Here is a 4,337-nt window from a genome sequence, read left to right on the forward strand (position 1 = left end):
GGCAGATGCGAGGCCGCAGGGTGCGCGACGCGACGAGTAAGGAGCGTCATGTTTGCGCACGCCGGCGAGACGGTGAGCCGGCAGGTTCTCGAAAACCCGGAAGCGTAGCCTAATTACACCCGCCCACCCCAAGCGCGCCCAACCGCGCTCTTTCCCGAGGGAATACGGTGAGGATTTGTCTGCGCCGAGAACAATGCAGATGCTGCTGCTGCATTGTTTGTCGCAGTAGAAGGGCACTGTCGAACAGTGCTCCTGAAATCACTTCATGCGATGGAATTCGACGACGTCGCCTTGCCCGTTGAGTTCCACCGTAATAGGGGTGCCTTCCTTTGCCCCGTTCAGCGAGGTTTTGGCGAGGTTTGCCGGGTAGATCTGTTCTCCCTCCGGAGTCCAGAGCCGCACACTGGTTCGATCCGGAGCGGCAAATTCCAACGGACCCGTGATGAAACGCCGCATGGGAACAGAATCGATGGAAGCGGAGAGATCCGCCACGAGATGGTCGTCATGCATACGCACGGTCAAGGTCTGCCCGACTTTGGCATTTTTGATCCCGATCTTGGCGTTGACGTTGACAATGCCGATGGGAGTCCGGAAGAAAATGAAATTGGACTTCAGTTTTGAGATGGTTCCGGTTAGCAACACGTGCGCCTTGGATCCATTGGTCGCCACCTGGCTGATCTGAAGGTCGAACTGCAGATCGTGTACGCCGATGATGGTGTCACCGCCGTCCACTTCGACCGTCACTGACTGACCGTCCTTGCGGGAAGCGAGCGCCCGCTCGTATGTGCCCATGTGGAATGACTTCTCGCCTTCCGGTGTCCAGCCCATCAATCGGGTGTCGTCCTCCTGGTCTCGCCTGAAAGGGCCGGTCAGATAGCGGTGGACGAGTGCTCCATCGGTACGCTTGACAACATCAACGACGACATGGTCTTCGTGGACCCAAAAGAACACCTCTTGCGAGGCGGGGAGGCTTTTCAGCGTGGTCTTCGAACTGAGCGACATAAGTCCGACCGATGTTTTCAGGAAGACGATTCCCGGCTTGGCCCGCCAGACTCGGCCTGTCAGCATGATGGAAGGGTTCGCCTCAGTAGGAACGACCGCCGTAGGGGCAATTTCCTGTTGAGCCATCGGAGGGCTGTCCTCTTGTGGCTGAGCGGACGGAAAGGTTTCGGGAGCCTGAGCAGGTGGAGTCTCGCTGTCCTGAGGCTGGACAGCTGCGGGGATTTCATCCTGGGGGCGAGCAGGTGCAGCCTCATCGGCCTCGGATTGAGTCGGTGCTGTATCTTCGGCCTGGGATTGTGTCGGTGCCGGGACATTGATCTCAGATTCCGAGGACTGCCTGGGTGCTGCTTGATCAGTCTGAGGTTGCGTAGCTGGCGAGGTATCGAGCTGAGTTTCCAAGGGGATAGGATCGGAGGCCGGTGTTTGGTCTTTCTCTCCGTCCGCGAGACTTGCTGTGGCGCATCCAGCATTGACTGTTCCGAGGAGAAGCAACGCATGCAATAACCGTCTGGTGTATGAAGACCGATCCATAAGACTCGAATGTGTTCAGGATGGAAGTGGTGAATCTTTCGTCCGGCTAAAACGTAAACCCTTCGAGCTTGAAAATTATGGCGGCTGTGATCAACAGTCGAGCATCTATGCGAATAACATGAGCCCAGAGCGGAGTCAACTCCATGTTGAAGAAAGTACGCTTACTTCTTCCTCACCATGAGGCGGAGCGGTGTGCCGGTGAATTGGTACGTCTCGCGCAGTTGATTCTCCAAGTACTTCAGATATGAAGGTGTGAGGTCTTCTGGATGGCCGACAAACAACGCAAAGACCGGCGGTTTGGTGGCTACCTGCGTGATAAAGGCGGATTTCGTCACAGCCGACGGCTTATGCTTGCGAGCCGGCAACGGATGGCTGACTAAAATCTTCTGCAGCCAGGTATTCAGCATCCCGGTAAGGATTCGCTTGGTGAACATCGTATGCACGTCCTTGAGGATCGGGAAGAGACGCCGGACTGATTCAGATTTGAGAGCTGAGCCATACAGGATAGGAGCCCAGGTCAGAAAAGGAAACCGGCGACGGAGTTCTCGTTCATACCCTTGTCGCGCCTTCGGATCGCCATCCCGCAAGTCCCACTTGTTGATCAACAGAATGCAGGCACGCCCTTGCTTCAAAATGGCCCCGGCAATCTTAGTGTCTTGTTCCGTGACTCCTTCCAGACCATCGAGTAGGAGGACCGCGATGTCGGACCGGCCGATGGCACGAAGCGATCGGAGGACGCTGTAGCCTTCCACTCCGCGGTCGACCTTGCCGCGTCGCCTGATGCCGGCCGTGTCGGTGAAGACGTAGCGTTGATCCTGGTGAGCGACCAGCGAATCGACCGGATCGCGTGTCGTTCCCGGAACATCACTGACGACGACCCGTTCCTCTCCAAGCAGCGCGTTCACGAGGGTAGATTTGCCGACGTTCGGGCGTCCCACCACGGCCACGCGAGGGAGCTGTTGCAGTTCGTCGGACTCATCGGCAGACGGAAGGAGCGGATAAATGGCGTCCAACAGCTCAGCGACACCCAAGCCGTGCTCCGCGGACACAGGGTAGAGATGCTCGGTGCCCAATCGGTAGAAGTCGGCCAGTAAGGGCTCGGACTTCGGCGTGTCGATCTTGTTGATCGCATAGAACCGAGGTTTCGCCACTCCGCGCAGCAGCCGCACAACTTCATGATCCGGCGGGGTCAAACCCGAGCGGCCGTCCAAGAGCACGATGAGGATATCCGCTTCAGCAATCGCCAGTTCCGACTGTCGCCGAATCAAGGACAACATGCTGTCAGATGAAGATAGATCCAGTCCTCCCGTGTCGATCAGCCGAAACTTTCGGTTGCGGTAGGTGGCATCGGCATAGTTGCGGTCACGGGTTACACCGGGGACGTCGTCCACAATGGCGATCTTCATTCCTAAGATTTTATTAAACAGTGTCGACTTTCCCACGTTCGGCCGACCGATGATGGCCACAAGAGGAGGCGATCCGCCTTCTATTGAGAGCAAGGGCAGCGTCGGTTCTTGTTTGGGACCGGATTTCGTCCTTGGCATAATTGACCGGACCGTAACATAGGGTTTTTCTCAAAGACAACCTGCCTCGTCTTCTCTTCCGCCGTTCGGCTATACTGCACGCCATGACTCGGCACTTTCCTGACTGGTCTCAAATCGACGATGTGCTGCTCGATATGGACGGCACGTTACTCGACCGCCATTTCGACAACTTCTTTTTCGAAGAAGAGTTGCCGCGCCGGTATGCGGCGCTGCACGCGCTCCCGTTTGAGGAAGCTCGCAAGCGCCTGATGGCGATGTATCGATCGGTCGAGGGCGAATTAGCTTGGACGGACCTGGACTATTGGACGAAGAGAGTCGGCATCGATGTGGTGGCGATGCATAAAGAGCTCGATCACATGATCGGCTTTCTCCCTGGCGCCGAGGAATTCTTGCGCCATCTTCGGCAGCTCGGGAAGCGTGTGACCATCGTGACGAACGCCCATTCGACGGGCGTGTCGGTCAAAGTCGCCAAGACGGGTCTGGATCGCTATGTCAACCGGATTGTGGATGCCTTCGAGGTCGGCTATCTCAAGATGCGACCGGAGTATTGGCCGACTTGTCAACGCTTGTTGAGTTTCGATCCGTCGCGATCCCTGTTCATGGATGATGACGAAGGATGCCTGATGGCCGCGAAAGAATTCGGGGTAGCCCACCTGGTTCACAGCGCCAAGTCGAGTTCGCAATTACCGCCGTCTCCGCTCTCCCGGTTTTTTTCTATTGCCGGGTTCGCACCGCTTCTCAATGGCCGATCATCAGTCTAAGCATATTAAACTAATTGTTTCTGGTTGCCGTGCCTCTGTACATTTCACCGCCCAATCTCGGTACCTCATTCATACTGAATCGATCGAGCCAGGTAATGCGCAGCCCAGCCTGAGTCATCAGTTGATCGATCTGCCGGTTGAGGTTACACCCACAACCAATCACGTTCTGAATCGGATTCAGCCGGTCCTGCCATGCGGCGATTGTTCGGTTATCGCTCCGGCCATGCTCCAAGAACAGAAACCTCCCTCCCGGTTTCAGGACACGCCGGACTTCTTGCAGCGAGCGCACCGGATCGGGAATTGTGCAGAGTGTCCAGGTGCTCACCACGTAATCGAAAAGTCGATCAGCATGGGGCAACTTTTCGGCTGTGCCTCGTTGAATTTGAACGGCGAACGAAAGGCTGGCGCTGCGTGCTGCGATTGTTTTCGGGAGGAGCTGAGCTGGATCAACCGCATGGAGTTCTGTGACGGTCTCCGGATAATGCGGCAGATTCAAACC

At 56.6% G+C, this 4,337-nt stretch carries 4 protein-coding genes; 1 reads left to right on the top strand and 3 read right to left on the bottom strand.

The window, feature by feature from the left end:
- Positions 1–258: 258 nt before the first annotated feature.
- Positions 259–1,533, bottom strand: a complete 1,275-nt coding sequence (locus ACOSYY_RS09010) for a hypothetical protein (RefSeq protein WP_421661934.1) — start codon at positions 1,531–1,533, stop codon at positions 259–261.
- A gap of 161 nt (positions 1,534–1,694) precedes the next feature.
- Positions 1,695–3,077, bottom strand: a complete 1,383-nt coding sequence (der, locus tag ACOSYY_RS09015) for a ribosome biogenesis GTPase Der (protein WP_421661935.1) — start codon at positions 3,075–3,077, stop codon at positions 1,695–1,697.
- An 83-nt stretch (positions 3,078–3,160) separates the two neighbouring features.
- Between der and ACOSYY_RS09020 the strand changes: the two genes are divergently transcribed.
- Positions 3,161–3,838: an HAD family hydrolase gene (locus tag ACOSYY_RS09020; protein ID WP_421661936.1), complete on the top strand. Its 678-nt coding sequence runs from the start codon at positions 3,161–3,163 to the stop codon at positions 3,836–3,838.
- 10 nt (positions 3,839–3,848) lie between these two features.
- Here ACOSYY_RS09020 and ACOSYY_RS09025 read toward each other — a convergent pair.
- Positions 3,849–4,337: class I SAM-dependent methyltransferase (locus ACOSYY_RS09025; RefSeq protein WP_421661937.1), on the bottom strand; the 489-nt coding region annotated here is incomplete at its 5' end.

The organism is Nitrospira sp. BLG_2 (assembly GCF_049222245.1).

Coding starts and splice junctions, on each gene's coding strand:
- ACOSYY_RS09010 (WP_421661934.1), bottom strand. CDS start 1,533: ATGGATCGGTCTTCATACACCAGACGGTTATTGCATGCGTTGCTTCTC.
- der (WP_421661935.1), bottom strand. CDS start 3,077: ATGCCAAGGACGAAATCCGGTCCCAAACAAGAACCGACGCTGCCCTTG.
- ACOSYY_RS09020 (WP_421661936.1), top strand. CDS start 3,161: ATGACTCGGCACTTTCCTGACTGGTCTCAAATCGACGATGTGCTGCTC.